This is a genomic window from Plantibacter sp. MPB07 (assembly GCF_046619465.1).
Lineage (GTDB): Bacteria > Actinomycetota > Actinomycetes > Actinomycetales > Microbacteriaceae > Plantibacter > Plantibacter auratus.
The window spans coordinates 1921694-1947253 of sequence record NZ_CP177043.1 but is presented as its reverse complement, the minus strand read 5'-3'; the positions used below and the strand labels follow the sequence as shown (position 1 = coordinate 1947253).

General features: G+C 71.0%; 28 protein-coding genes. 14 read left to right on the top strand and 14 right to left on the bottom strand.

The window, feature by feature from the left end; translation table 11 throughout:
* Window positions 1–41: 41 nt before the first annotated feature.
* Together ACLIME_RS09015 and ACLIME_RS09010 are read right to left on the bottom strand one after the other, a co-directional pair.
* The gene (locus tag ACLIME_RS09015) at window positions 42–1403 is read right to left on the bottom strand and encodes an ABC transporter substrate-binding protein (protein WP_411558705.1); all 1362 of its coding nucleotides are present in this window, start codon (window positions 1401–1403) and stop codon (window positions 42–44) included.
* An 81-nt stretch (window positions 1404–1484) separates the two neighbouring features.
* Entirely contained in the window at window positions 1485–2975 is a 1491-nt protein-coding gene (locus ACLIME_RS09010; RefSeq protein WP_411558704.1) for a GH32 C-terminal domain-containing protein, read from the bottom strand.
* A gap of 139 nt (window positions 2976–3114) precedes the next feature.
* Here ACLIME_RS09010 and ACLIME_RS09005 point away from each other — a divergent pair, with 139 nt between their 5' ends.
* The 4 genes from ACLIME_RS09005 (at window position 3115) to ACLIME_RS08990 (ending at window position 5255) form a co-directional block, all read left to right on the top strand.
* On the top strand, window positions 3115–3390 hold the full coding sequence (locus tag ACLIME_RS09005) for a hypothetical protein (RefSeq protein ID WP_079706952.1): 276 nt from the start codon (window positions 3115–3117) through the stop codon (window positions 3388–3390).
* Between the two features lie 135 nt (window positions 3391–3525).
* Window positions 3526–4506 carry an intradiol ring-cleavage dioxygenase gene (locus ACLIME_RS09000; RefSeq protein ID WP_411558703.1) on the top strand — a complete coding sequence of 327 codons (981 nt, stop codon included), beginning with the start codon at window positions 3526–3528 and terminating at the stop codon, window positions 4504–4506.
* Window positions 4507–4562: 56 nt separating this feature from the next.
* Window positions 4563–4754 (top strand): twin-arginine translocase TatA/TatE family subunit, encoded by a 192-nt coding sequence (locus ACLIME_RS08995; protein WP_124769778.1) that lies wholly within the window; start codon window positions 4563–4565, stop codon window positions 4752–4754.
* A 15-nt stretch (window positions 4755–4769) separates the two neighbouring features.
* Entirely contained in the window at window positions 4770–5255 is a 486-nt protein-coding gene (locus tag ACLIME_RS08990; RefSeq protein WP_411558702.1) for a Sec-independent protein translocase TatB, read from the top strand.
* Here ACLIME_RS08990 and ACLIME_RS08985 read toward each other — a convergent pair.
* Window positions 5236–6822, bottom strand: a complete 1587-nt coding sequence (locus ACLIME_RS08985; RefSeq protein WP_208612368.1) for an MFS transporter — start codon at window positions 6820–6822, stop codon at window positions 5236–5238. The genes ACLIME_RS08990 and ACLIME_RS08985 overlap by 20 nt on opposite strands.
* Before the next feature lie 237 nt (window positions 6823–7059).
* Here ACLIME_RS08985 and mmuM point away from each other — a divergent pair, with 237 nt between their 5' ends.
* A complete protein-coding gene (gene mmuM / locus ACLIME_RS08980) occupies window positions 7060–7959 on the top strand; it encodes a homocysteine S-methyltransferase (RefSeq protein ID WP_411558701.1) in 900 nt (299 codons plus the stop codon).
* On the opposite strand, the gene ACLIME_RS08975 is transcribed toward mmuM, so the two are convergent.
* Together ACLIME_RS08975 and ACLIME_RS08970 are read right to left on the bottom strand one after the other, a co-directional pair.
* Complete coding sequence (locus ACLIME_RS08975) at window positions 7956–8765, bottom strand: SDR family oxidoreductase (protein ID WP_411558700.1); 810 nt, start codon at window positions 8763–8765, stop codon at window positions 7956–7958. The genes mmuM and ACLIME_RS08975 overlap by 4 nt on opposite strands.
* 54 nt (window positions 8766–8819) lie before the next feature.
* Window positions 8820–9407, bottom strand: a complete 588-nt coding sequence (locus tag ACLIME_RS08970; RefSeq protein ID WP_191941548.1) for a TetR/AcrR family transcriptional regulator — start codon at window positions 9405–9407, stop codon at window positions 8820–8822.
* 32 nt (window positions 9408–9439) lie between these two features.
* On the opposite strand from ACLIME_RS08970, the gene ACLIME_RS08965 reads away from it, so the two are divergent.
* Window positions 9440–10450, top strand: coding sequence for a DMT family transporter (locus tag ACLIME_RS08965; protein ID WP_411558699.1), 1011 nt, complete (start codon window positions 9440–9442; stop codon window positions 10448–10450).
* On the opposite strand, the gene ACLIME_RS08960 is transcribed toward ACLIME_RS08965, so the two are convergent.
* A complete protein-coding gene (locus ACLIME_RS08960) occupies window positions 10368–10985 on the bottom strand; it encodes an FMN-binding negative transcriptional regulator (RefSeq protein WP_411558698.1) in 618 nt (205 codons plus the stop codon). The two genes, ACLIME_RS08965 and ACLIME_RS08960, sit on opposite strands and share 83 nt — an antisense overlap.
* A 7-nt stretch (window positions 10986–10992) precedes the next feature.
* The gene (locus ACLIME_RS08955) at window positions 10993–11907 is read right to left on the bottom strand and encodes a DMT family transporter (RefSeq protein WP_411558786.1); all 915 of its coding nucleotides are present in this window, start codon (window positions 11905–11907) and stop codon (window positions 10993–10995) included.
* On the opposite strand from ACLIME_RS08955, the gene ACLIME_RS08950 reads away from it, so the two are divergent.
* Window positions 11906–13318: a PLP-dependent aminotransferase family protein gene (locus ACLIME_RS08950; RefSeq protein WP_411558697.1), complete on the top strand. Its 1413-nt coding sequence runs from the start codon at window positions 11906–11908 to the stop codon at window positions 13316–13318. The genes ACLIME_RS08955 and ACLIME_RS08950 overlap by 2 nt on opposite strands.
* Before the next feature lie 21 nt (window positions 13319–13339).
* Here ACLIME_RS08950 and ACLIME_RS08945 read toward each other — a convergent pair whose 3' ends face one another.
* Entirely contained in the window at window positions 13340–13825 is a 486-nt protein-coding gene (locus ACLIME_RS08945; protein ID WP_064294726.1) for a pyridoxamine 5'-phosphate oxidase family protein, read from the bottom strand.
* A gap of 283 nt (window positions 13826–14108) precedes the next feature.
* Here ACLIME_RS08945 and ACLIME_RS08940 point away from each other — a divergent pair, with 283 nt between their 5' ends.
* The 4 genes from ACLIME_RS08940 to ACLIME_RS08925 all read left to right on the top strand — a co-directional run bounded on the left by ACLIME_RS08940 (window position 14109) and on the right by ACLIME_RS08925 (window position 15821).
* Complete coding sequence (locus ACLIME_RS08940; protein WP_079706962.1) at window positions 14109–14417, top strand: hypothetical protein; 309 nt, start codon at window positions 14109–14111, stop codon at window positions 14415–14417.
* A gap of 81 nt (window positions 14418–14498) precedes the next feature.
* Window positions 14499–14831, top strand: a complete 333-nt coding sequence (locus ACLIME_RS08935; protein WP_411558696.1) for a biopolymer transporter Tol — start codon at window positions 14499–14501, stop codon at window positions 14829–14831.
* 100 nt (window positions 14832–14931) lie between these two features.
* A complete protein-coding gene (locus tag ACLIME_RS08930) occupies window positions 14932–15582 on the top strand; it encodes a DUF2975 domain-containing protein (RefSeq protein WP_137243480.1) in 651 nt (216 codons plus the stop codon).
* Complete coding sequence (locus tag ACLIME_RS08925) at window positions 15582–15821, top strand: helix-turn-helix domain-containing protein (RefSeq protein WP_079706965.1); 240 nt, start codon at window positions 15582–15584, stop codon at window positions 15819–15821. Before ACLIME_RS08930 ends, ACLIME_RS08925 begins: the two co-directional genes overlap by 1 nt.
* An 18-nt stretch (window positions 15822–15839) precedes the next feature.
* Here the strand turns inward: ACLIME_RS08925 and ACLIME_RS08920 are convergent, their stop codons facing one another.
* Genes ACLIME_RS08920 through ACLIME_RS08900 form a run of 5 tightly spaced genes read right to left on the bottom strand, consistent with a single transcriptional unit; the run spans window position 15840 to window position 21007 of the window.
* A complete protein-coding gene (locus ACLIME_RS08920) occupies window positions 15840–16868 on the bottom strand; it encodes a FecCD family ABC transporter permease (RefSeq protein ID WP_411558695.1) in 1029 nt (342 codons plus the stop codon).
* A complete protein-coding gene (locus ACLIME_RS08915) occupies window positions 16865–17920 on the bottom strand; it encodes a FecCD family ABC transporter permease (RefSeq protein WP_411558694.1) in 1056 nt (351 codons plus the stop codon). Before ACLIME_RS08915 ends, ACLIME_RS08920 begins: the two co-directional genes overlap by 4 nt.
* Window positions 17917–18852, bottom strand: a complete 936-nt coding sequence (locus tag ACLIME_RS08910) for an ABC transporter substrate-binding protein (RefSeq protein ID WP_411558693.1) — start codon at window positions 18850–18852, stop codon at window positions 17917–17919. The genes ACLIME_RS08915 and ACLIME_RS08910 overlap by 4 nt, the downstream gene beginning before the upstream one ends.
* Window positions 18853–18908: 56 nt before the next feature.
* A complete protein-coding gene (locus ACLIME_RS08905) occupies window positions 18909–19760 on the bottom strand; it encodes a siderophore-interacting protein (RefSeq protein ID WP_411558692.1) in 852 nt (283 codons plus the stop codon).
* A 50-nt stretch (window positions 19761–19810) separates the two neighbouring features.
* On the bottom strand, window positions 19811–21007 hold the full coding sequence (locus ACLIME_RS08900; RefSeq protein WP_411558691.1) for an MFS transporter: 1197 nt from the start codon (window positions 21005–21007) through the stop codon (window positions 19811–19813).
* Window positions 21008–21128: 121 nt separating this feature from the next.
* Here ACLIME_RS08900 and ACLIME_RS08895 point away from each other — a divergent pair, with 121 nt between their 5' ends.
* The 3 genes from ACLIME_RS08895 (at window position 21129) to ACLIME_RS08885 (ending at window position 24396) form a co-directional block, all read left to right on the top strand.
* On the top strand, window positions 21129–21494 hold the full coding sequence (locus ACLIME_RS08895; RefSeq protein ID WP_137243475.1) for a MerR family transcriptional regulator: 366 nt from the start codon (window positions 21129–21131) through the stop codon (window positions 21492–21494).
* 40 nt (window positions 21495–21534) lie between these two features.
* Window positions 21535–22488: an alpha/beta hydrolase fold domain-containing protein gene (locus tag ACLIME_RS08890; protein ID WP_411558690.1), complete on the top strand. Its 954-nt coding sequence runs from the start codon at window positions 21535–21537 to the stop codon at window positions 22486–22488.
* A 135-nt stretch (window positions 22489–22623) separates the two neighbouring features.
* Entirely contained in the window at window positions 22624–24396 is a 1773-nt protein-coding gene (locus tag ACLIME_RS08885) for a glycoside hydrolase family 3 protein (RefSeq protein ID WP_411558689.1), read from the top strand.
* A 140-nt stretch (window positions 24397–24536) separates the two neighbouring features.
* On the opposite strand, the gene ACLIME_RS08880 is transcribed toward ACLIME_RS08885, so the two are convergent.
* Complete coding sequence (locus tag ACLIME_RS08880) at window positions 24537–25559, bottom strand: LacI family DNA-binding transcriptional regulator (RefSeq protein WP_411558688.1); 1023 nt, start codon at window positions 25557–25559, stop codon at window positions 24537–24539.
* Window position 25560: the final 1 nt, after the last annotated feature.

Sequence of the window (25560 nt, the reverse complement as noted above, 5' to 3'; positions counted from 1 at the left end):
GTGGGCGGGCCGGTGCCGCGCCCACCGCGCTCTGGGTGAGCTCAGTCATCGACGTTCTCCGTGAGGGCCGCATCCATCGTCGTGATGAACTCGTCCGGCGTGATGTCGCCCTGCACGAGCAGGGTCAGCTCCTGCTGGAGTCGGGTGTTCGTGGCCGGGTCGAGCTGGGTGTCCCAGGGCATCGCGATCGCCGGTCCGACGCCGTCGGCCTGCGCCACAGAGCTCGCGTACAGCTCGGTCGCGTTCGCGGGGACGGTGGTCTGCGCGGAGGTCGTCGGCGACAGCGCGCCAGTCGCCGCGTAGAGCTCCGGGTAGCGCTCGAGGGCGAACGCGAGGAAGTCGCGCACGAGCGGGTCGTACGTCTTCGCGTTCACCGCCATGCCGATGCCGGAGGGGGTGACGTACTCGTTGTCGGCGGTGACGGCACCGTCGATGGTCGGCAGCGTGAAGGTGCCGACCGCGTCACGGACGCCGGGGTCGAGCGCATCCGTAGCGAGGTTCGAGAGCTCCCAGGTGCCGATGTTGTAGACCGCGGCCTTCCCCGAGGTGAAGAGCGCCTGCGCGTCCGCGTAACCGGTCGAGGAGAAGCCCTCCTGGAAGCAGCCGGCCTGCCCGAGGTCGTACAGCCACTCGGCCGCGGCCTGTCCTGCCGGGTCTGAGAAGGAGGCCTTCCCGGCCTTCAGGTCCTGGATGTACTCGGGACCCGCCATCCGGAACGGGTAGTAGGCCATGTAGCGCTCGAGCGGCCACTGGTCCTGACCGTCGAGTGCGATCGGGGTGACGCCCTTGGCGCGGAGCGCCTTGCACATGGCGGGGAAGTCGTCGAGCGTGGCCGGGACGGTGACACCGGCGTCCTCGAGGAGCGAGCGGTTGTACCAGAAGAACTCGAGCTGGAACTCGAACGGCACCATGTACAGCGAACCGTCGTCGAACCGCTGGTAGTTGAGCGCCGCCTCGCGGTAGGAGTCGGCGAGACCGAGGTCCTCGAGGAGCAGGTCGACGTCGACCATCCGGCCCTGCTTCGCGAGCTTCTGCGCGAACGGGGTCGCGTCGGTGTCGAAGAGCTCGGGGAGCTTGTTCGCGGCCGCGAGGGTCTCGTACTTCTGGATGTAGGACGGGCGGTCGGGCGTCGTGATGAGGTTGAGCGAGAAGCCGGGGTGGTCCTTCGCGTACTCGTCGGCGATCTGCTCCATGGCGGTGATCACCCCGCCGTCGGCCGGGCGGGAGAGCAGCCACGAGATCTCGCGGGGGACGATGTCGCCCTTCGGGTCGACGTCGGTCGGGTCCGTGGCACTCGATCCGCCGGCGCAGCCGGAGAGGGCGAGCGCTGCAGCGGCGACGAGCGCCACGAAGGCGGTGCTGCGGGTGGGGCGCATGGTGCGGGGGCGTGCGGTGGTTGGCATGGTCGGAATCTCCGTTGATCGATCACAGGTGGGTGCGGGTGTGCGGGTGGTGGTGCAGCAGGGCGGAGCGTGGTGTCGGGATCAGGACGTGGTGCTGGTGAGGAGTCGGTGTGAGGTGGGGTCGTCGTCGGAGTCGCCGCCGTCGCGTTCCAGGAGCGTGCACGCCTCGACGGTGACGGTCCCTTCACCGACGAAGACGCCGACGCGACCGCTCGGTCGGTCGTAGAGGCGCGTGCTGAGGACGACCGCGTCGTCGACGGTCGCGACGCAGAGGTCGCCGTCGACGATCACCTCGAGCTCGTGCAAGCCGGGGGCGAGGTGGCAGGGGCGTTCGAGTTCGACGACGAACGGGACGTCGCCCGAGATCTGCCACTGCTCCGTGCCGGTACTGGAGCGGGGCCAGCGGTCGAACACGAGGCGGTCGCGCTTCGGCTCCAGGCGCAGGACGTAGCCCTCGTCGCCGTCGTCGCTCGCCCGGAGGAGGACGCCGCACTCGGTCGTGCCGGGGGCGATGTCGAACCGGGCGACCAGTCGGAAGGAACTCGGTGCGTCCACGGCCGACAGGGCGTCGGCGTACCCGTCGGGGGCGCTCAGGACCGTGCCCGGGGCGACGACGGTGTCCGTCGGCTCGTCGGCGGGCGCGAAGGTGTCGCGGAGTTCGGTGGGCGGATGGAAGGCGAGGGTGCCGTCGGCACGCTGCTCCGCTTCGAGGACCGACATGGTGCCGGCCCACTGCCAGGCGCCGGCGTCGTGGGCTCCCTCACGCGAGGCGATCCAGCCGAAGAAGAACCGGCGTCCGTCGCGGGCGGCGGACTTCGCCGCGTAGTAGGCGCGTCCGTCGAGCGTGTCGTGCTCGGGGACGATCCAGGGGCCGTGCAGGGTGCGCGACATCCGGTAGCGCGTCGTGAACGACTCACTGAACTCGGAGTACACGAGGTACCACCAGTCGCCCCACTGGAAGACCTCGGGGCACTCGTGGGCGATGTAGCGGCATGGGTCCCAGAACGGCTCGACGGGTTCCCAGGTCGAGAGGTCCGTGGAGATGCATTGGGCGATGACGCCGCGACGCCGTTCCGGGCCGTGTGCGTGTCGGGCGGTGATGAGCATCCGCCAGACGGCCGCGTCCTCGTCCCAGAAGACGAAGGGATCCCGCCAGTCGGCGGTCTCATACCCTGCGGTGGCGCCGAAGGTGTCGGCCTCCCGGCGCTCCCAAGTGCGCATGCCGTCGGTGCTGACGGCGTGCATGACGAGTTGCAGCGCCAGACCGTCGGCACCGCGGCGCTCCGGGTGTTGTCCCGTGTAGAAGACGTGGTGGACCCCGTCGGGGCCCAGGACGACGCTGCCCGTGTAGACGTTGAAGTCCGGCGCGGACGGTCCGCCCGACGCCAGTGCCTCGCCGAGGTCGTCGAAGTCGACGAGGTTCCGGGTGGTCACGCGATGCCACGGCATGCCGATCTTGGGCACGCGACGCGACTCGTGCAGGTAGAGGAGGTGGAAGACACCGTCCTCCTGCCAGGGGATGACGTCTCCGACCCATGCGCCGTTCGGCTGGTGGAACCCTCGTTGGTTCATGACGTCCTCTGCAGTGAGTGGTTAATCGGTTACGCAGTTACCGTAGCGGGCTGCTGAGAAGGTGGTCAAGCGGTTAAGCAAAGTTAAGCAGCTCGATCGTCGACTTGCCTCCCGCGACATTCGAACGTATGTTCGACACATGACCCGCCCGCGTCCGATCCGCCTCGACCACGACACGTGGCTCGTGATGCGGAACGACCCGGTGATCCCGAAGGCGGTCATCGAACGGCGCCGGGATCGGGGCGGCGCCGACGCGTACTTCGTCATCGCCTGGGACATCGATCCGCTCAAGCGGGTGTTGATGAGCGTGCAGCCGAGCCTGGAACGCGCCGACGCGCTCGTCCGGTATGACGTGCCGCGCACCACCTCCGACCGCGACGGACCGCCCAACGGGCTCAAGGCCACCCCGCGCTGATCAGCGGACTCGGCAATCACCCAGCGGACCCATCGACGACGTATGGACGGCTCAGAGGAAGCCCATAGCCGGCACGCCGATGCTCGTCTCACGACCGATCGAGACCACCGATCGCAGACGAAGGCGAGGCGCACCATGAGCAGGATCCCGACACCCGAGACCACCCCGGACGGCCCGGCCTACGAGGGCCGCCTGCTCGACCGGGCAGACGAGGAGGTCGTCGACCAGGGCGTCGCGTTCGACCTCGGGACCCTCGTCAGCCGACGCACGGTGCTGAGCCTCATGGGCGCCGGGGTCGGGGCCGTCGCGCTCGCCGCCTGCTCCACCGGGGCGTCCGGCAGCAGCAGCACGAGCACGGGTGCCGCGAGTTCCGGCACGAGCACCGCGACGGCGACCGGCGACCTCCCATCGGGCGAGATCCCCGACGAGACCGCTGGCCCCTACCCGGGCGACGGCTCGAACGGAGCCGACGTGCTCGAGGAGTCCGGCATCGTCCGCAGCGACATCCGGTCGAGCATCGGGTCCGGGACCGCCGCGAGCGGGGTCCCCATGGCCCTCTCGCTCACCATCCTCGACATGGCGAACGGTGACGCCCCGTTCGCCGACGTCGCCGTGTACGTCTGGCACTGCGACGCGTCGGGCGGCTACTCGATGTACTCCGACGGGATCGAGGACGAGACCTACCTCCGCGGCGTCCAGGTCGCCGACAGCTCGGGGACCGTCTCGTACACCTCGATCTTCCCGGCCTGCTACTCGGGCCGGTGGCCGCACATCCACTTCGAGGTGTACCCCACGGTCGCGGACATCTCCGACTCCGCGAACGCCATCGCGACCTCGCAGGTCGCCCTGCCGCAGGCGGCGTGCGACACCGTCTACGCGCTGTCCGGCTACGACGGTTCGAGCGGGAACCTCGCCCAGGTGAGTCTCGACGACGACAACGTCTTCGGTGACGACGGCGGTGCCCTGCAGCTCGCGACGGTGACGGGCGACGCGACCTCGGGATACCAGGTGGCGCTCACGGTCCGGGTGGACACCACGACGACGCCGACCGCCGGTGCCGCTCCGTCCGGTGGTGGCGGGGCTGGCGGCGGTGGAACGCCGCCGAGCGGACGCTGACCGCGGCACCTCCACGCATTCCCGTCCCGACCCGCATCGACCCGAAAGGACCCGTCATGGGATTCCTCCAGAACCTCACCGGCTGGCACGCCCTCATCGTCCTCGCCGTCATCCTGTTGTTCTTCGGCGCGGCGAAACTCCCCAGCCTCGCCCGCAGCGTCGGGCAGTCGGCGCGCATCCTGAAGGACGAGGTGTCGGCCGACGCAGACACGCGCGCAGACACCCGCGCCGACACCCCTGCCGCCTGATCATCGGAGCGCATCGTGTTCGGACTCACCATGGACAAGCTGATCGTCATCGGCGTCCTCGCGGCCGTGCTCATCGGCCCGAAACAGTTGCCGGTGTACGCCGAGCGACTCGGGGTGCTCGTCCGCACCGTCCGCGACCTCGTCGCCACGACCAAGGCGCGAGCCGCCGAGGAACTTGGACCGGAATTCGACCCGACCGAGTGGAAACGTCTCGACCCTCGACAGTTCGATCCTCGACGGATCATCCAGGAGGCGCTCGTCGAGGAGCGTGGCCCGGTCGCGCAGCTCGAGCGGTCGACGACGTCGGAGGCGCAGGTGGAGCCGACCGTACCGTCTGCCCCGGCGAAGCCGGTCGCGAGCGGCGGCTGGCAGGCCGCACTCCTGGAGCGGGTCGGACGCGACGGGGCGGATGCGCACCGCGCACCCGCCCCGATCATGCTCACCGAACGCGTCGTCCTCGACGAACGCGTCGACGAACCCGCTAGCCGACGGGCGTCGTGACGCGCCCGTCCTGGCCGTCCGCCGCGGCACCGCTGGTCGACGCGGGCGGCAGGATGTCGAGTGGCATCGTGTGGGTGTCGATGAGCGGGTTGTCGTCCTGCCCCTTGACGAGTTCCACCGCCTCGGCCTTCGTCTCGACCGTCGGCACCGAGCCGATGAGCGGACGACGAGCCGTCTCCCGCATCGTGAGCACGCCGACGCCCGCCACAGCCGCGAAGAACATGATGTAGAACGCGGGCATGAAGGTGTTGCCGGTGAGCTGGATGAGGAACTCGCTGAACAGCGGCGTCGTGCCGCCGAAGAGCGAGACGGACAGGTTGTAGGCGATCGCCATCGCGCCGAAGCGGGACGCCGTCGGGAAGAACGCCGGCAGCGAGGCCGCGGACGGTCCCGCCCACAGCGCGACCGGGGCGGCCACCATGAAGAGGGCGATGAAGATGGCCCAGATCTCACCGATCTGCATGACCGCGAACGCCGGCACCATGAGGGCGAGGGTCGCACCGACGGCCATGAGGTAGACGGGCTTGCGACCGAGCTTGTCGGACATCCGGCCGACGAGCGGAAGACAGGCGGACATGATCAGCAGGACCGGGATGGTCGCGACCGCGGCCGTCAGGTTGGAGACGCCGACGTCCTTCTCGAGGTAGGTCGGCATGTAGCTCGTGAGTGCGTAGCCGGCGGTGTTCGTCGCGGCGACGATCGCCATCGCGATGAGGATCTGGCGCCAGAAGTGACGGAAGATCCCGAAGACACCCTGGCGGGCCATGGGGTCCTCGTGCTCGGACTCGATCCCCCCGGCGGTCTCGGCGACCTCGTAGGCCGGGGTCTCGGGGATCTTGAGGCGGAACCACACCGCCACCGCACCGAGCGGCAGGGCGATGAGGAACGGGATGCGCCAACCGAACTCGGTCATGGCGTCGGGGCCGGCGAGGCCCTCCGCGATCAGCGTGGTGAGGGCGACGGTCCCGGCACCGGCCGCGAAGCCGACGTAGGACCCCACGTCGAGCCAGGAGGCCCAGAACCCGCGGCGACGGTCCGGTGAGAACTCGGCGACGTAGGTGGAAGCGCCGGCGTACTCACCACCGGTCGAGAAGCCCTGGATCATCTTGAGGAGGTACAGCGGGGCGATGGCCCACAGCCCGATCTGGGCGGCGGTCGGCAGCACGCCGATGAGCGCGGTGGCCGCGGCCATCATCGACATCGTGAGGAAGAGGATCTTCTTCCGGCCGATCTTGTCGCCGAGTGGTCCGAGCACGAGCCCGCCGAGCGGACGCACGAGGAACGACACGGCGAACCCGAACAGGGTGACGAGGATGCCGGCCTCAGGAGGGAGTCCCTCGGTGAAGACGACGGTCATCGTGACCGCGAGGTAGCCGTAGATGCCGAAGTCGAACCACTCCATGAAGTTGCCGACGACGGTGCCCGAGATGGCGGTGCGGATGCGCGACCGCTTCACGACGAGGACGTCGTCGACGCGGAGGCGCCTGGTCTTGCGGGCCGGCTTCCGGCCGGTCTTGGGGGAGGGGGATGCGGGGGACGATGATGCCGCGTTGTCGCTGGAGTTCACAAGTAGTACTCGTTTCCTGACAGTCGTGTTGAATCATTCGGCACTCGCGTAGTCGCTCAGTGCCCGAGAAATGCCGGAGGATCGCCATGCTGCACTGGCACGGAGCTCGGGGGAGCTGCACGTCGGGTGGCGGGTCGTTCTCGGGGAGAACGCGTCCTCTCGGCTCTGGACGGGTATAGACAATACCAGGTGTCCAGTGGCGCCCCTCCCCGCGGTGGTGCGGGCACAATGGACGGCATGGATGTTCGGAGCGGTGTCTGGACCCTCGACGGCGGTCTCGGAACGCTGCTCGAGGCACGAGGGCACGACCTCTCCGACGCGCTGTGGAGCGCTCGTCTGCTGCTTGAGGAGCCACGGGCCATTCTGGACGCTCATCGGGAGTTCTTCGCCGCCGGTGCGCAGATCGCCATCACCTCGTCGTACCAGGTCGGGTTCGACGCGTTCGAGCGCATCGGCATCGCGCCTCCCGAGACCGAACGGCTCCTGCGATCGAGCGTCGACGTGGCGCGTGCGGCGCGCGACACGCGGTCGGAATCGGACCCCGACGCCCCGCTCCTCGTCGCCGCGTCGGTCGGTCCGTACGGTGCGACGCTCGGCGACGGCTCGGAGTACGAGGGTGCCTCCGGTCTCAGCCGGACCGAGCTGCGGCAGCGGCACGAGCGGCGTCTGGCGGTGCTGGCCAACGCCGGCCCCGACCTCCTCGCCCTCGAGACCATCCCGACGCTCGACGAGGCGATGGCGCTCGCCGATCTGGTGCGTGGTTCGGGCGTGCCGGCATGGTTGTCGTTCACGGTGGAGGGCGGTCGTCTCCGCTCGGGCGAGCCGATGGCGGAGGGCTTCCGACTGGTCGAGGGGATCGACGAGTTCCAGGCCGTCGGTGTCAACTGCTCGCACCCGGACGAGGTCCTCCCGGCCATCGCCGCTGCGCGGTCCGTGACGGACAAGGCGGTGGTGGTCTATCCGAACTCGGGCGAGCGCTGGGACGCCGACGCCCGCTGTTGGCGCGGAGCCGCCGGGGTCGGCGAGGTGGAGGCCTGGCTGGAGGCCGGGGCGACGATCGTCGGCGGCTGCTGCCGGATCATGCCGGCCGACATCGCCGACATCCGTGCGCGGGTCGGCCGGGAGCGACGCCCCTAGCCGACGTTGAACCCGCCGTTGCTCGAGAGCACCTGGCCGTTGATCCAGGACCCGGCCGGCGAGAACAGGAAGCGGACGAGGTCGGCGGTGTCGGACGGCGTTCCGAGCCGGCCGGCGGGCGTCGCCTCGGCTCCCCAGCGGCGGATGTCGTCGGTCATCCAACCCGTGTCGATCGGACCCGGGTTGATGACGTTCGCCCGCACCCCGCGGTCGCCCAGCTCCACCGCCGCAGCGGTCACGATGCGGTCGAGCGCGCCCTTACTCGCCCCGTAGGGGAGGTTGTGCACGGTGTGATCGCTCGTGAGGGCGACGATGCGACCGGCCACCCGGGGCGGTGCCTCCTGCACGGGGAGCTGTTCGGCGAAGGCCTTGATGAGCAGCCACGTCGCGCGCGCGTTCACGGCGAAGTGACGGTCCCAGCTGTCGAGGTCCGTCGTGAGGATCGAGCTGTCCACCGACTCGCAGTGCGACATGACGAGCCCCGACACGGGACCCAGCTGCGCCGCCCGCCCGACGAGCTCGGCCGGGAACGCCGGGTCGGCGAGGTCGCCGAGCACGAGCTCGACGGTCACGCCGAGCGCACGGCACTCGTCGGCGATCGACTCGGGGTCGTCGGGGGTCCGCTCGTAGCCGACGCGGTCGTCGTAGGGTCGCCAGGCGTTGAGGACGAGGTTCCAACCGTCCGCGGCGAGACCGGTGGCGAGTCCCGCGCCGATCGAGCGGCGGCGCCCGACCCCGGTCACGATGGCGATGCGGTCGGTGCTGTTCTCGTGGTCGGCGGCGATGGCGTCGTCGGTGAAGTCCATCCCGAGACCCTACGCGATGTCGGGTTGTCGGCGACAGACCGGCGCCGGCTCCGGTCAGGCGGCCAGGAGTCGACGCGCGATCGCACGCGCGGTCTCGAACGGTTCGCGGAAGGTGCGCATCCCGACCGTCACGATGGCGCCCTCGTACAGCAGCATGAGTTCGCGGGCACGCGCCCCGGGGTCCGACAGGCCGGCTTCGGTGATGAGCTCGGCGAAGCGGTCGAGGAGCCACTGCTTCTGTCGGGTGACCTCGGGAAGGACGAGGCCGCTCGTCGCGTGGTCGGGGATCTCCGCGCGGGCGTTGACGGCACTGCAGCCCTTGGGGCTGTTGTCGTCCGACCAGCCGATCGCCGCGTCGAAGATCGCGAGGACCCGGTCGATCCCGGGTTCCGGGTGCCGGGCGAGGAACTCGTCGACCCAGACGCGCCAGCGGGCGTCGCGATGCTGCAGGTAGGAGAGCACGAGGGCCTCCTTGCTGCCGAAGCGGTCGTAGAGCGTCTTCTTCGTGACGCCGGCCGCCTCCGCGATGGTGTCGACGCCGACCGCGTGGATGCCGTTCTCGTAGAAGAGCACGGAGGCGGCGTCGAGCACGCGTCGGGCACCCGGCGTGAGGGGTGCGAGCTCTGGAGTGTCGACCGTCATGCGAAGACTATACCAGTCTGTATACTGCCGGGATGAGTAAACAGATCGGTATACCTGTGGTTCGTGCGATCCGCGCGGTCATCGTCCCCCTCGCGGCGATCGGGTTCGTCCTCGCGTGGAGCTCCGGGTTCATCGTCGCGAAGATCGGAACCGAGGACGTGCCGGTGCTCACCGTGCTCCTCTGGCGGTTCGTCCCGCTCGCCGTGGGGCTCGCGATCGTGCTACTGCTCAGCGGGCAGTGGCGGAACGCCACCCGGGCACAGGTGTGGTCGCAGCTCGTCATCGGCCTGTTCGCGCAGTTCGGCTACGTCGTGTTCGTCTACGCCTCGGTCGCCGTGGGCATCTCGACCGGGACGACCGCGCTCATCGACGCCGTCCAGCCGCTCGTCATCGCGGCGCTCGCCGGACCGCTGCTGCACGTGCGGGTCCCGGGCGCTCAATGGTTGGGGCTCGGGATCGGCGCAGTCGGGGTGTTCCTCATCGTGCAGTCCCAGTTCGGCGCCTCGGACGCACCGCCGATCGCCTACGCCCTGCCCGCACTGGCCATGGTCAGCCTCATCACCGCGACGATCCTGGAACGGCGCTCGCCGCACCGATCCCCGGTCCTCCTCACGCTGACCGTCCACGCGACGGCGACCATGGTGCTTCTCGCCGTGCTCGCCCTCGCGGCCGGTGAGGCGGTGCCGCCGGGCGACGCGACCTTCTGGCTCACGACGCTCTTCCTCGCGCTCGTCCCGACGCTGTCGGCCTACGGGCTCTACTGGTGGCTGCTGCGTCGCATCGGGGTCACGGTCCTCAACGCGCTCCTGTTCCTCGTCGCGCCGACGACCGCCGTCGCGGGTGCGGTCCTCTTCCGGGAGCCGTTCACGCTCCTGACGGCCGGCGGGTTCCTGCTCAGTGCGGCGGGCGTCGCCCTCGTGCTCGTGAGCGACGCCCGCGGTCGCGTCGGTGCCCGTCGGGTCAGTGCCCCGCCGGCCGCCGATCCTGCTGACGGCGCATCTCCTCGGCCAGTGCCGGATTCCGCTCCGCAAGGTGCGCGGTGATGTCGTCGACCACCTCGGGCGTCTTGTTCTGACTGAGCTTGGCGCGGGCGTCGAATCGGGTCACCCGCATCCGCAGGCCGACCGTCCCCTTCGCGGCGCGTCGGGTGCCGGCCTCGTCCTGGGACAGGTGGCGGCCGTCCGGTCGGTGGTCCTCGAAGTGGTCGGTGAGTCGCGAGAGCATCTCGTAGTTCTCGTCCTCGCTGAGGACCTCCGGCGTGCCGTACAGGTGCGCGGTGACGTGGTTCCAGGTCGGGATCAGCTGGCCCTCCGGGTACCAGCTCGGCGAGACGTAGTCGTGCGGTCCCTGGATGATGACGAGGATCTCGTGCTCACCGAGCTCGTGCGAGCGCTCGTCCGGTCGGCCGAAGTGGCTGACGATCGACAGCTCGTCCCGGTCCTCCTCGAGGATCGCCGGGTAGTGGGAGGCGACGAGTCCGGTGCTCACGGGCGAGACGAACGTCGCCCACGGGTGGTTGCGGATGAGGCGCTTGACCTCGTCGACGTCGGTCATCAGGTACGTGGGGGTGTGGCGCATGATGGGGTCACTTCCGGTCGAGACGGGTGCGGACGGCGAGGCCGGCGCACAGGATGACCGCGAGCCCGCCGAGCACGGTGGCCCAGTCGAGTCGCTCGCGGAGGATGAGGGCCGCCCAGACGATGCTCAGCACCGGCTGGACGAGTTGGATCTGGCTGACCCGGGCGATCGGGCCGATCGCGAGTCCGCGATACCAGGCGAAGAAGCCGAGGAACATGCTCACGACGCCGAGGTAGCCGAACGCCAGCCAGCTGCCGCTGGCTGCGGTCGGCGGCTGCTGGACGATCGACAGCGCTGTGAGGGCGACCATGAGCGGTGCTGCCACGACGAGCGCCCAGGAGATCGTCTGCCAGGAGCCCAGCTCCCGGGCGAGCAGTCCGCCCTCCGCGTAGCCGACGGCGGCCGCGACGACGGCGCCGAGGAGGAGGAGGTCCGACCAGGCCAGCGGCGCGAGGCCGCCGTGCTGCACCGAGGCGAACAGCATCGCCGCGACCGCGCCAGACCCCGCGAAGATCCAGAAGTGACGCGTCGGGCGCTCGCCGCCCCGGAGGACGGCGGCGACCGCCGTCGCCGCCGGGAGGAGGCCGATCACCACGGCGCTGTGACCGGCGGGAGCGGTGGTCAGGGCGAAGGAGGTCAGGAGCGGGAATCCGACGACGACGCCGCCGGCGACGATCGCGACGCGAGCCCACTGCACGCCGGTCGGTCGTCGCGCTCGCAGCGTGGCGAGGGTGATCGCGGCGAGCAGGGCTGCGATGACCGCGCGCCCGGAACCGATGAAGAGTGGCGAGAGTCCGACGAGTGCGACCTTCGTGACGGGGACCGTGAAGGAGAACGCCATGACGCCGAGGAAGCCCCAGCCGAACCCGGTGCGGGATAACACTCGCGCCGGCGTCACGATAACGCTACTCTGTGGGCTCATGGACAACGATAGCACCGGGCGGATCGTCGCCGCCATGACCGCTTGGATCGCAGCGGCACCTCCGGGTGCACGCGTGCCCTCCAATCGGGCGTTGACCGCCGAGTTCGCAGCGAGCCCCGTCACCGTCCAGAACGCGATGCGCCAGCTGGCCGGCCGAGGGCTCATCGAGAGTCGGCCGGGCGTCGGTACCTTCGTGCGTGCGGCTCGTCCGGCGCGGTCGGTCGACTACGGCTGGCAGACCGCTGCGCTCGGGGCGCTCCCGTGGCGCTCTGGCGCGCTCTCCTCGGCGCAACGGTCGGTCGCACCCGCCGCGATCGCGATGCACTCCGGATACCCCGCCCGAGAACTGTTGCCTGAACGGCTGGTCCGCGCCGCGCTCGCGCGTGCCGCCCGCACCGACGTGGCGATGACCCGATCGCCGGCGGCCGGCTCGCCCGAGCTCCAGGCGTGGTTCGCAGCCGACCTCGCGGCAGCCGCACCGCCCGGGGTCACGCCGCCGACCGCGCGGGACGTCATCGTGATCTCCGGCAGCCAGAGCGGACTCAGCTCGATCTTCCGGGCACTCGTCGGCCCGGGGCAGCCGATGCTCATCGAGTCGCCGAGCTACTGGGGTGCGATCCTCGCGGCCGAGCAGGCGGGCGTGACGCTGGTCCCCGTGCCGACCGGTCCGGACGGACCGGACCCGGACGTCGTGGAGCGCGCGTTCCAGGACACCGGTGCGCGGGCGTTCTACGCACAGCCGACCTTCGCGAATCCGACCGGCGGCCGCTGGTCGCCGGAGACGGGGGTCGCGATCCTCGAGACCGTCCGGCGGCACGGCGCGTTCCTCATCGAGGACGACTGGGCGCACGACCTCGCGATCGACGTCGATGCCCGGCCGCTCGCCGCGCTCGACGACGACGGACACGTCATCTACCTGCGGTCGCTGACCAAGAGCGTCTCGCCGGCGCTGCGGGTCGCCGCCGTCATCGCGCGGGGGCCCGCCCACGACCGGATCCTGGCCGACCTGGCCGCCGAGTCGATGTACATCAGTGGGGTCCTGCAGGCCGCGGCCCTCGACGTGGTCACCCAGCCCGGGTGGCGGTCGCACCTCCGTGGTCTGCGACCGCTCCTCCGGGCCCGGCGGGACCTGCTCGTCGCGAGCCTGCGCGAGCACGCCCCGACGGCGCACCTCGAGCGGCTGCCGCTCGGTGGACTGAACCTGTGGCTGCGGCTCCCGGAAGGCACCGATGTGCCGCGCGTGGTCCGCACCTGCGAGAGCCGTGGGCTCATCGTCTCCGACGGCACCGAGTGGTTCCCGGCGGAGCCCGCGGGGTCCTACCTCCGGGTCAACTACTCCGGCGAGGACGCGGGTCGCTTCGATGAGGCGGCCCGCATCCTCGGCGGTGTCCTGGCGGACGAACGCGCCTGACGGTGTCCAGGCGACCGTTCGTTACAGGTCGAGCTTCGCGTTGTCGCCGCCGTCGTAGGTCTCGCCGGTGACCTTCGACTTCACGAACGCGACGGCGGTCGCGATCTTGCCGCCGGGGCTGTCCCAGTACTCGGCGCTGTCGGCCGAGAACTTCAGCAGACCGACGCGCGGGTCGGAGGGGCCGTCCGGGAACCAGGCCTCGACGACGCTGTTCCAGAGCTCTTCCAGCTTGGCGTGGTCCTCGACGAGCTCGGCGGTGCCGGCGAGCGACACCCATGAGCTGTCCGAGCTCAGCGTGACGCCGGCGTTCGGGTTGACGTCGAGCTGCTGGACGGCGGAGGCGTCCTTGCCGACGATGAACCACAGGTCGCCGTCGAACTCGCGCTCCTGGACGGTGAGCGGGTGGGCGACGAGCTTGCCGTCGAGGTCCACCGTGGTGAGCATCGCGAAGCGGAAGTCCGCGAGCAGCTTGTTGAGGGTCGTGTAGGGGTCGGTGTCTCCGGCCATGGGGGTCTCCTTCGTCTCGTCGACCGGCCCGTCGGTGTCGGGGTGCCGGTCTGCGTGGCTCGCAGCCTACGACTCGCGGCTCCGACGGCACCTGGATGGTGCCGACCGTTGACGCGAGGCGGATCTTCTGCTCCTGCGGCGACTCCGGTCGCCGTGTCCGGTCGCCGACTCCAGTCGACGTCTCCGCTCGCCCCATCGCACATCTCGTGCGCGAGCGCCATGCTCCCGCCGTTCCCGGGTCCGCTCACTACCCTGGACGCTTCACCACCGTAGGGAGAGACACATGAACACCTCATCGCTCACGAACCAGATCAACGAGGCGCTCGCGGCACTTGGCGGCGGTCCGTTCCTCACGACGAAGACCACCGAGAAGGACGCCACGACCACGGTCACCGGCACCCTCGGCGACAGCGAGATCCACATCGACTTCATCGAGGAGGGCAACGGCACCGAGGCCGAGAAGGACCACACGGTCGTCGTCCGCGACGCCTCGGGCAAGCAGATCGGCGAGGGACGAGGCGACTCGACCTTCGCCGACGCCATCTCCGCCTTCGGCTGGGCGGGCGTGCTCGACGCCGTCAAGAACGGCTGATCGCGTCGTCATGACCTCCAGGGTCCGGTCTCGTCCGCATTCGCGGTGGGCCGGGCCCTGCGTCGTCTCCGGGAGGCACCCGTGACGCCGCGATCGGACGACGGGCCGGTGGAGGACGAGCACTGGTTCGTCGTGAACGGCAGGCGCTGGCGCCGGACGGATCCGAGTCTGCCGTCGGAGCTCGTCGCGTCCCTGCAGTCCCATCTCGGCCGCGGGCGCTCGGGCGTCGGCGTCGCGAAGCGGGCGGGTGACGACGACGCTGTCGCTGCTGCCCGCCGTCGCGTCGGCCTCGCCAAGCACGGGCTCGGTGAACGCGGCCCGAAGTGGTGGGAGGAGCCGGCGGCTGATCGACTCGAGCGCGCCGAGGCGGCGCTGCGTCAGCTCGAGGCGCTCGACGGGTCGCCGCCCGGGTGATCCGGTCGGGTGGACGTGCTCTCCGCCCCCTCTTGCGTTCTGATCGGTCTCGGCATATCGTTTATCGATACCAACGACAATCGATATGGATGTGATGATCATGACCGAGTCCACCGATCGCCCGACGCCGTCCGCCTTCGACCACGCGGCCTGGCAGGCTGCGAAGACCGAGCGCTCCAACCGCAACGACCTCGTGTCCGTGCTCGGTGCCGCCGTCGTCGCGGCAGGGGCTGTCGTCGTCACGCTCGTCCTCCGGCTGCTCGACGTCTTCGGCACCGACGGGACCCGGGTGCCCGTGTTCTTCGACGCCGTCGACGCTGTCCTGCCGAGTGCGGCAGGAGCCGGCGCCTTCACGATCGACCAGGGTTCGGTCGTCGTGGCCGACCTCCCGGTGGTGACCTTCGTGTGCGTGCTGCTCGCCGCGATCCTGCCGGCGATCGCGAACCTCGTGGTCATCGTCTGCGCGTTCCGCTTCTTCCGCCGCCTGCTGCGTGGCGATGCCTTCGCGCCCGGGAACGCACGGCTGCTCTCGATCGCCTCCATCGCCATCCTCTGCGGGTGGATCGCGGACACCTGGTTCGGCACGATGGCGTCCAACGGCGCGCTCGCGGCAGCGACCGACGGCGCCGTCGAAGGAACCCCCTACCCGCTCACCTGGATCCCGTTCTTCGTCGCCATGGCGGTCGGCGGCCTCGCGATCGCCTTCCGCGCCGGTGAGCGCCTGCGCGCCGACACCGAGGGACTCGTCTGATGGTGCCGGCGCCCGAGGAGGACGTCGCGACCGGCGTGCACTGCAACCTCGACCGGTTGCTCGCCGACCGTGGTCTCACCCTCGCCCGGCTCAGCGAGCTCGTCGGGGTGAGCGTGGTGAACCTGTCGGTGCTGAAGAACGACCGCGCGAAGGCGATCCGGTTCTCGACGCTGACAGCGATCTGCCGGGTGCTCGACTGCACGGTCGGCGAACTGCTGGAGCTCGACGACGCCCGCTGAGTGGTCCGGTACCGACCGTCAGCGCCGGCGTTCCCGGAGCAGCAACTGCGTGAGGTACAGCCCGCCGACGACCACCGTGACGACGCCGACCGGCACCGTCAGCGGGATCAGATGCTGGGCCACGAGGTCGGACGCGAGGAGCAGGACGCCGCCGACGAGCCCCGTCGCGACCAGCGGGATGCCTGGCGAGCGGGTCAGTCGGCGTGCGATCTGCGGCGCGGCCAGGGCGATGAACGCGATCGGGCCGGCGACCGCGGTCACCGCGCTCACCAGCGCGACCGCGAGGCCGATGAGGATGGCGCGTTCGCGGGTGAGGCGCACTCCGGTCGCGGCAGCCACGTCGTCGCCGAGTTCGAGCTGGCGGAGCGGACGGGCGGCGAACGGCAGGACCGCGAAGAGCACCACGAGGCACGCGAGTGCCGGCCAGACGACGGTCGCGGTCGCGGTGTTGAGCGTCCCCGCGCCCCAGGCCGCCGCGAAGAGCGCGACGTCGAGGTCGGCCCGGAGCAACAGCCAGCTGTTGAACGCGGCGAGCATGGCCGAGACGCCGATGCCCACGACGATGAACCGGAAGCCCGACAAGCCCTGGCGGAGGGCCAGGATGAAGATCGCGACCGCGGCAGCCAGACCGCCGAGCAGCGACCCGGCCATCAACGCCGGCCAGCTGCCGCCGAGGAGGAGGAGCGCGACGAGCATCCCGGTGAACGAACCGTTCGCGAGGCCGATGATGTCGGGGCTCGCGAGCGGATTCCGGGTGAGCGTCTGGAAGATCGCTCCCGAGACACCGAGCGCTGCGCCGAAGCCGATCGCCGCGAGCACGCGGGGCAGGCGCCAGTCCAGGACGACCGTGCGGGCCAGGCCGTCGACGCGTCCGGTGAGGACGCCGATCACCTCGTCGGTGGTCAGCGGGTAGTCGCCGAGCGCGAGACCGGCGATCCCCGCGACGACGATCGCCAGGAGTGCGGCGGCGCAGACGAAAAGGGCTCGTCGTGCCGGTCGGCGCCCGGTGATCGGACCGGCGGTCACCTGTTCCCGTGTCGTGCTCACAGTCCCGAGGCCGTTCTGCGTCGGGCGAGCGCGATGAGGACGGGCGCCCCGACGAACGCGGTCACGAGCCCGACGGGCATCTCACCTGGGAGCACCGCGATCCGTCCGACGACGTCGGAGCACAGCACGAGGACGCAGCCGACGAGGACCGAACCCCCGAGGATGCGGCGCTGGTCACTGCCGACCGACCAGCGCACGAGGTGGGGCACGACGAGGCCCACGAAGGCGATCGGCCCGGCGATCGCGGTGGCGCCACCGGCGAGCAGGGTCACCGCGGCGAGCACCAGGATGCGACTGCGCGTGACGCTGACGCCCTGTGCTCTGGCGACGTCCGGGCCGAGGGCGATCGCGTTCAGGCTCCGCGCGCTCGCCGCGGCCAGGACGAGCCCCACGGCGAGGAAGGGGAGGACCGGCACGACGACACCGAGGTCGCGTTCGAGCAGGCTGCCGGCGTTCCAGCCGCGCATCCGGTCGAACGCGTCGGGGTGGGTGATGGCGATCCCCGTCGTCAGCCCGGCGAGTACAGCACCGAACGCGACACCCGTGACGGTGAGGCGGGCGGTGGAGGACTGCTCACGCCCGCCGGAACCGATCGCGTACACGACGAGGGTGACGACGAGCGCCCCACCGCAGGCGAGCCAGGCGATGTCGCCCGGCGCTCGGACACCGAGGAACGCCAGGCCGACGGCGACCGCGAAGCCTGCCCCGGCGTTGACGCCGAGGATGCCGGGGTCGGCAAGCGGATTCCGGGTGAACGCCTGCATGAGCGCACCCGCGACGCCGAGGGCTGCACCGACGGCCAGCGCCGCGACCGTGCGCGGCACCCGCTGATCCCACACGACGAAGTTCGCCTCGTCCGAGCCCGTGCCGAGGAGCGCCGCACGGACGTCATCCGGAGCGATCGGGTTCGCGCCGACGAACAGCGACAGGAGGACGGCGACCGCGAGCGCTGCGACGCCCGCGAGCAGTGGGATGAGCAGGCGGTGTCGCCGCGGCGCCCGCCGTCCCACCGAGGTGTCGCTGACGTTCAGGATCGCGGTCGGCTTCGTCACGACCCGTCGGAGAGCAGCCGGTCGAGGTCGTCGAGGACGGCCATGCCGCCGAGGGGGCCGACGCCGGTGATCCAGAAGGACTGGTCGACGAGGTGCAGCTCGGGGAAGGCGTCGGTGTTCGCGGTGAGGGAGGCGGGCAGCGTCGAGGTGTCGTCGGGATCGACGCTCGTCACGAAGACCTGGTCGGCCTTCGCTTCGAGCACGCGCTCGGGGGAGAGGTCGAGGGAGATGTCCTCCCAGGCGTGTTCGGGCGTCGTGAACCCGGCGCACTCGAGGGTGCTGCCGGCGAAGGAGGTCGGGCCGTAGAGCGTCAGGACGCCGTCGCGCGGGCGGATGAGCTGTGCCGTCTTCCCGGCGGTGTCGTGCTCCTCGGCGATCTCCGCGCAGCGTGCGTCGTAGGCGTCGAGGAGCTCGTCCGCGCCGTCCGGGTCACCGAGTGCTTCGGCGACGAAGTGCACGTTGTCGCGCCAGGGGTCGGTCTGCGTCGCCATGAACACGGTCGGCGCGATCTCGGACAGTTGGTCGTACAGGGCGGAGTGCCGCGACTCGGTGCCGATGATGAGGTCGGGCTTCGCGGCGGCGATCAGCTGCACGTTCGGCTCCGCCACGGTCCCGACGGTGGGGATGTCGGCGGCCTCCTCGCCGAGGTAGGCGGGGACGCCGGCGGTCTCGTTCAGCACCGCTGCGCCCACCGGGGTGATGCCGAGCGCGACGGTCGTGTCGAGCTGCACCGGTTCGAGGACGACGACCCGCTTGGGTGCGTCGGGGATGCTGGTCTCGCCGTGGGCGTGCTCCATGACGTGGGTCGCGCTCGTCGCGGTGTCCGAGGGGGTCGAGGCGCTCGAGCTGCTGCAGGCGGAGAGGCCGAGGGCGGCGATGGAGAGGGCGGCGACGGCGACGAGACGTCGACGATGGGCGAGGGGGAGGGGCACGGATTACCTTTCGAGCGGGTCGCGACGCATGCGACCGAGTAAGGCAAGCATAACCTTCATTCGGGTGTGGCTCTGGGGCGAGCGTTCCAGTAGCCCTGCCCGTGGACGCGCTCCGGGTCGATCCCGTGGTCGGTCGTCGCAGCGCGCAGGAGGGGGATCCGGGTGCTCTCGGTCACCAGCCAAGCGGCGAAGCCGGTGCCCAGAGTCGCCGCCGACGACCCGTGTGTCCGGAGCCACTGTTCGACGCCGGCGACGAGCGCGTCACCGCCCGCCTGCCCGGCCCGTTCATGGACGTCGACCGTGTGGCGCTCGAGCAGCGGCCCGAGCAGGGCGGTGTCGGCGGGGTCGCCGAGCTCGAGGAGGACGTGGGCGCGGACGTCCTCGTCGAGGGAGCGCAAGATCCCGTGGACGGCGGGGAAGGCCGTCTCGTCGGCGGCGATGAGGACGGTCGTCGCGGTGCCGGGCGCCCACTGGACGCCGTGTGTCGGGTCGCCGCGACGGATGTCCGGCCCCGAGACGAGCAGCCGGTCGCCCACCCGCGCGCCGAGCGCCCATCGACTGGCCGGGCCCGCCGGCTCGTGGATGAACACGTCGAGGTCGACCTCCTGCTGCGCCGGCCTGACGCGATGGGCCGTGTAGCTGCGCATCACCGGGCGGTCCGCCGGTGGGAGTGCGCGCCAGGTGCGCCGCCACGCGTGCTCCGGCAGGCCGTCGTGGAGTCCTTCCGGGTAGGCGCCGTCGTCTCCCGGCAGCAGGATCTTGATCCGCTGGTCCCGCTCGTACGGGGCGAAGTCGGCGAGCGAGGCACCGGCGAGGGTGAGGCGGAGGAAGCCGGGGGACAGCCGTTCCGTGCGGTCCACGACCGTGTCGAACAGGATGTTCGGCGAGTGGAGGAACGGGACGGGCATCGCATCGAGTCTAGGAGGACCCGGCGCTGGCGTGCCGGGTCCTCCATCGTTCACCCGCGGCGGACGGCGCGTGCGATCACGGCGCAGAGGGGGATGGCGACGACGGTCAGCGAGGCCGCTGCCGGGAGGAGCAGGGCCGGGCCCCAGGTGCCGAGGATGATCCCGCCGACCGCGCCGCCGGTGGCTATCGAGCAGTTCCACACCGTGACGAGCGCCGACTGCGCCGCGTCCGCAGCGTTCCCGGCGACCCGCGCGATCGCCACCTGGAAGAGCACGGAGTAGGCGCCGAAGGCGAGCCCCCAGCCTGCCGCGGCGATGAGGAGGACGACGACCGGGGGATCCCAGGCCACGACGGCGAGGCCGACGGTCCCGAGGAGGGCGGCCGTGAGGATGGTCGTCCCGAGGCGCAGGTTCGCCAGCCGTCCGGCGCCGAGCGTCCCGACGACCGACGCCACACCGAACGTGGCGAGGAGCAACCCGAGCGGCACCGGCGTCCCGCGGGAGGACAGGACGGGTGCGAGGTAGGTGTACGCGATGTTCTGGCCGATGATGCAGACGGCGAGGGCCACGAGGATCGTGACGACCGCGGGAATGCGGAGCGCCGCACCCATGCGTGTCGAACGCCCGGGGGCGCTGCCTGCCACGCGGGGAGCGACGACGACCGCGAGGACGCCGAGGAGCGCGGTGGCGGCGGCGACGATCCCGAACACCGTGCGCCAACCGAACCCCTCACCGAGGACCGCGCCGGCCGGGACGCCGAGCGCGAAGCCGAGCGTGGCACCGGACAGCACGACGCCGAGGGTGGAACCGAACCGCTCCGGGGTGGTGAACCCGCGGGTGTACCCCGGGAGCATCGCCCAGACGACGCCGGCCACGAGCCCCGCGATGAACCGGGTCGCGAGATGCGTGAGCAGCTCGGGCGCGACGGCCGTGCCGGCGTTCGCGAGCGCCGAGACGACCAGGGCGAGCAGTACGACCGTCCGGCGGTCGAGCTTCGCGAGCGCACGGCTGAGCGGGATCGCCGCGACGATGCAACCGAGTGCGAAGACGGCGACGCTCTGGCCTGCGATCGACTCCGAGACGCCCAGGTCGGCGGCCATCGCGGGGAGGACCCCGGCCGGGAGCACCTCGGTGAGGAGTGTCACGAATCCGACGGCGGCGAGGAGCAGCGCGGTCGGGAGGGGAGAGCGGGTTCGGGTGGCAGGAGGGGGCGTGGATCGTGCCGTGCGCAAACTGTCGGTGGTCATGTCGGTGAGTCTCCCGGCCTGCCACTGGTGGCAGGGTCAAGTCGACGAGGGTGCGCCGGGAATATCCGCCCGGCACCGACGGCTGCTCCAAGAGGACACAACTCGGTCGAAGGGGTCTTGCATGCGCATCGGCGAATTGGCGGCGGCCACCGGGAGCACGCCGCGGCTGCTCCGGTACTACGAGGAACAGGGGTTGCTGCGCCCGACCCGCTGCCCGAACGGGTACCGCGAGTACGGGGACCACCTCGTCGCGAAGGTGCAGCGCATCCGCGAGCTGATCGCCGTCGGCATGCCGACCGCGCTCATCCTCCAGGTCCTGCCCTGCTTCGAGGACGACGACACGATCTACCAGGTGACGCCCTCGGCTGAGGTGCTGGAGCGGTTGCTCGAGCATCGCGAGCGACTGGATGCGAAGCTCGGCTGCATCCAGGAGAGCCGGGACGCCATCGACGTCTACCTCCACCGCGTCGGCGGCATCGTGGTCTGAGTCGACCGAGTCGACCGAGTCGGCTGGGTAGGCTCGGCGCATGTCACTCGATCCGTACTACCGCGACCGCCTGAGCCTCTTCGACGGGTTCTCGAACGCCGATCGCGCCGCCGCCGGCGGGACGCTCGACGAGGCGTTCCAGGAACGACTCGTCGCATACGGTGACGACGGGCCGTGGAGCCCACCGAGCGACGTGGTGATCACCGACGAGGTCGTCGACGGTCCGCACGGCACGGTCCCGATCCGACGCTACGTCCCGGCCGACCCCAGTGGTGTCGCCCTCCTCTGGGTGCACGGCGGCGGCTTCGCGGCGGGGACGCTCGACTGGCCGGAGGCGCACGTCGTGAGCGCCGAACTGGCGGCGCGAGCTGGTGCCGAGGTCGTCTCCGTCGACTACCGACTGGCGGACGGCACGACGCGATACCCGGTGCCGCTCGACGACGTGCTCGCGGTCTGGGAGCAGCTCGACGACGAGCGGTCGGCCGTTCCCGGTGCGCGGACGGCCATCGGTGGAGCAAGCGCCGGAGCGGCCCTCGCGCTCGCCGCCTCACTCCGCAGCGATCGCCGCGCGGACGCCGTGCTGCTGGCCTACCCGTTCCTGCACGCCGTCGTGCCAGCCCTGCCCGCGGACGTCCTGGCCGAGATGGCGGTCCTGCCGGACTTCATGCGGTTCCCGACCGAGTCGATCGACTGGATGGTCGGGAACTACGTCGGTCGCCTGGAGGACGTGCCCGAGCTCGCCCTGCCGGGAATCGTCCCCGTGACCCCGGACCGCCCGCCGCTGTGGGTCCTGCTCTCGGAGTTCGACGACCTCCGGCCGTCGGGGGAGCTGCTCATCGCGGCGTCGGAGGCCGCCGGTGCTCCCGTCCGCAGTCGGCTCGAGCCAGGCGTCCTCCATGGCCACCTCAATCGCCATCCGGTCGCGCCAGGCGTCTCCCCGTCGCTGGACTGGCTGGCCGACGGGCTGCGCGCCATGGGGAATCACGCCGACTGAGTCTTGCGTGATCCTCGTCAGCGGGCATACTGGAGTCACGCTCCGTTCCCGAACGGAGTTCGGTTTTCGCTTCCGGCTCGCCTGAGCCCGGGTGATCCCGACGCCGCCCCACTCACTGACGAGAAACGGACCACCATGAGCGAGCATGAACCGGCGCTGCCCTACCGCGACGCGAGCCTGCCGGTGGAGGACCGGGTGGAGGACCTCCTCGGACGGATGACCGTCGCCGAGAAGGCCGGCATGCTCTTCCAGACGATGATCGCCCCGGGGCCCATCGACGAGGCGAACCCGCACATGGGACTCGCGAGTGGCGAGCACATGATCGGCGAGCAGCTCATGTCCCACTTCAATGTGCTCGGCACCGCGCCCGACACGACGGCGCTCGCCGAGTGGACCAACGCCCTGCAGGAGCGCGCGTCGCGCACGCGACTCGGCATCCCGGTCACGCTGTCGACCGACCCGCGCAACCACTTCACCGACAACGTGGGGACGGCGGCCCGCGCGGGCGCCTTCTCGCAGTGGCCCGAGACGCTCGGCCTCGCGGCGATCGGATCGGCCGACCTCGTCGAGGCGTTCGCCGACACCGCGCGGCAGGAGTACCTCGCCGTCGGGATCCGGCTGGCGCTCCACCCGCAGGTCGACCTCGCGACCGAGCCGCGCTGGTCGCGCATCGGTGGCACGTTCGGTGAGGACGCCGAGCTCAGTGCCGAACTCGTCGCCGGCTACATCCGAGGGTTCCAGGGTGCCGAACTCGGGCCGCAGTCGGTCTCCACGATGACGAAGCACTTCCCGGGCGGTGGGCCCCAGCTCGACGGGGAGGACCCGCACTTCGCCTACGGGCGCGAACAGGTGTACCCCGGCGACAACTTCGACTACCACCTCATCCCGTTCCGCGCCGCGATCGCCGCCGGAGCCGCGCAGATGATGCCGTACTACGGCATGCCCGTCGGGACCGAACACGAGGAGGTCGCGTTCGCCTTCAACCACGGGATCATCACCGGGCTCCTCCGCGAGGAACTCGGCTTCGCAGGCATCGTCTGCACCGACTGGGGACTCGTCACCGACACGTCGATCATGGGGCAGGACATGCCCGCGCGCGCCTGGGGTCTGGAGCACCTCGACGAGCTGTCCCGGGTCGAGCGCATCCTGCAGGCCGGCTGCGACCAGTTCGGTGGCGAGGCCCGACCCGAGCTCGTCGTCGAACTCGTCGAGCAGGGACGTGTCACCGAGGATCGCATCGACGCCTCGGTGCGCCGACTGCTGCGCGAGAAGTTCGTGCTGGGGCTCTTCGAGCAGCCGTACGTCGACGCGGGCGCCGCGAGCGGGGTCGTCGGGCGCGCGGACTTCGTCGCCGCCGGCGAGGCCGCACAGCGCCGCGCGTTCACCGTCCTGACGAACGTGGAGGAGACGCTGCCGGTGCGCTCGCCGCGTCCGCGGTTGTACCTCGAGGGCGTCGATCCCGAGGTCGCGGGCGCGTACGGCGAGGTCGTCGCGGATCCGGCTTCGGCGGACGTCGCCCTCGTGCGCATGCAGACGCCGTACGAACCGCGGCCCGGCGGCTTCGAGGCCATGTTCCACGCAGGCTCCCTAGACATCCCGGCCGACGAGGTCGAGCGGTTGCGCGTGCTCGCGCTGACGGTGCCGACCGTGCTCGACATGCACCTCGACCGACCGGCGATCCTCACCGGGGTGGTGGACGCGGTCGCGGCGCTCGTCGCGAGCTTCGGCGGTAGTGACGCGGCGTTCCTCGACGTCGTCTTCGGTCGGGCGCTGCCGGAGGGCCGGCTGCCGTTCGACCTGCCGCGCTCGATGGCGGACGTCGAGGCGAGTCGGTCCGACGTCCCCTACGACACCGAGGACCCGCTCTTCCGTTTCGGCCACGGCCTCACGTACCCCGCTGGTCGCTGAGCGCCCGTCCCCGGTCCCTGAGCACCCGTCCCCGGTCCCTGAGCGCCCCTTCCGGTCCCTGAGCTTGTCGAAGGGCGTCCGGGAACACTTCTTCCGGTCCCTGAGCACCCGTCCCCGGTCCCTGAGCTTGTCGAAGGGCGTCAGCGCTCGGAGCCGCGCAGCTCCAGACGCACGTCGAGGGTGTGGGTCACGGGCGGGCCCGCCTCGCCGGCGATGAGCGCCAGGAGCGTCTCCGCCGCGACCCGGCCCATGAGCGCCACGTCCTGCGCCACCACCGACACCGCCGGCGTCACGAGCGGTGCCGCCTCGAAGTCGTCGAACCCGACGAGCGGCAGCCGTCGGCCCGCCGTCGCGAACGCCTGCATGGCCCCGATCGCGGCCCGGTTGTTCGCGGCGAACACGGCGTCGACCTCGCCCGACACCAGGAACCCCGCCACGACCGCCGCAGCGTCCTCGACGGAGTGTGCGCCGTCGGAGACGATCGGCTCGATCGGCCCCGTCCCCGTCGCGCCGCCGAGATCGGCCTCAGCCAGCGCCCGGTGGTAGCCGGCGAGTCGCTCACGCATCGTGTACAGCTCGAGTGAGTCGCCGAGGAACGCGACCCGTCGTGCGCCCGCGGCGAGCATGGCCGCGGTCGCGCGGGTCGCCCCGCCCGCGTTGTCGGCGAGCACCGTGTGCACCTCGACCGACTCGAGCGGCCCGGTCGGTCGGTCGACGAGCACCATCGGGACGTGCACGACCGTGCTCGTCGCCCAGGCCGTGGTCGCCTGCCGTGGTGGCACGACGACGAGGCCGTCCACGCGCTGCGCGACGAGCCGGTCGACGAGGAGTCGGTGCCGGTCGGCGTCCTCCTCGGAGCTCGCGGACATCAGCAGGTAGCCGTGTTCCGTGCACACGCGCTCCACCGAGCGTGCCAACACGGAGTAATAGGGGTTCGCCAGGTCGCTGATGATCAGCCCGATGACCTTGCTGGACCGCCCGGGCCGGATGCTCGCGGCCGCCAGGTTGTGCCGGTAGCCGAGGGCCTCGATCGCCGCGCCGATCCGTTCCGACAGTTCCTGGTTGATGTTCGTCGCGCCGTTCACGTACCGCGACACCGTCTTCAGCCCCACCCCGGCCGCCGCGGCGACGTCGTTCATGGTCGGGGGTCGGGAGCTGCGCATG